2 protein-coding genes are annotated in these 1,180 nt (G+C 29.7%); one reads left to right on the top strand and one right to left on the bottom strand.

The genetic code is table 11. The features are described 5' to 3' along the window. Nucleotides 1-188: hypothetical protein (locus Q4548_RS16615; RefSeq protein ID WP_303457144.1), on the top strand; the 188-nt coding region annotated here is incomplete at its 5' end. 277 nt (nucleotides 189-465) lie between these two features. Here Q4548_RS16615 and Q4548_RS16610 read toward each other — a convergent pair. Beyond that, a complete protein-coding gene (locus tag Q4548_RS16610) occupies nucleotides 466-1,149 on the bottom strand; it encodes a hypothetical protein (RefSeq protein WP_303457142.1) in 684 nt (227 codons plus the stop codon). Between the last annotated feature and the right edge of the window lie 31 nt (nucleotides 1,150-1,180).

Below are 1,180 nucleotides of genomic sequence, written 5' to 3'. Positions count from 1 at the left end.
ACCGCTACGATAGTTTCAGCGTTGCTACTGCTTCAAATACGCGTTGTTACGATTACATTCAGACCGTTACGATAATTTCAGCGTTGCTACTATTTCAGTTACGCGTTGTTACAATTCCATTCAACACAGCTACGATAAATTCAAACGAGGTTACTTTAAAAATTCGCGGAGTTACGTGGTTTCAATAATTTTAGAACAAATTCTGATTTATACAGCATCGGGAAATTCAGCAGGAATTTCGAACGAGGTTTTGGGTAACGGTTTTGGCTAGGCTTTGTGCGGGGTTGAAAATCGACAAGATTTTCAGACACGGACTAAGCCGAAGCTTTTTGTTTGGTTTTGTTTCTTTGCTTTCACAAAGCCAAATCAACAAGATTTGGCGACTTAGTAAATATACACAAACTTTCGAGAAAGCACAGAACCCGCATGAAGTTTAGCCGGTGTTCTACACCGTTTTTATCATATTTATTGTTTTGTTGGCATTGGAGGAATTGGAATTGGTTTAAAATAATCTACAAAACAAATATTTCCTGTAAACTTTTTATTTAGTTCGGATAATTCTTTTTCGGATAATTCAGAAATGTCTTTGTTGTATATTTTTTCAGCTAATTCATTGGAATATGATCTAATCGCAAGTAATATTTCAAAAAATATTTTCTTTGTTTGGATAGGTGTTGAGTGGTTGTTCCATTTAATTAAATAAATCAATGATTTTCTACTAGTCCCCAAAATCTTATTTTTTGTGATTTTTAGTACTTCACTTTCAATATTTTTAGTTGATTCAATTATTTTTTCATTAACTAAAATTTCATTTTTTTGATTTATATAAATTGAAATTATGTTATGTAAATTAGCTCTTTCTCTTTTACAATTTTTCATTACAAAAGCTGGGAAATTAATTTCTACATTATTAAAATTAATTTTTCCAATAAAAGATGAATTATCACATAAATCAATGTTTAATTGTTTTTCAATATCTTTTACTAATGTTGATTCTGATTTTGAAAAATCAATTTCCGCAACCAATTTTTTTTCAGACACTTGATGATTAAAAAAATCAGAAACACTCTTAATTCTGTCACTCTTGTTTTGACAATTTATGTTTGATGTTATAAAAATAAAAAATAGTATGTAGATGTTTTTTTTCAAATGGTGTAGAACGGGTTTGGCTAGGATTAGT

Origin of the sequence: Wenyingzhuangia sp. 2_MG-2023, assembly GCF_030548295.1 — a bacterium.
In the GTDB taxonomy this organism is placed as follows: Bacteria; Bacteroidota; Bacteroidia; order Flavobacteriales; family Flavobacteriaceae; genus Wenyingzhuangia.
The sequence above is the reverse complement of the archived record's forward strand: the minus strand, read 5'-3'. Positions and strand labels throughout refer to the sequence as shown.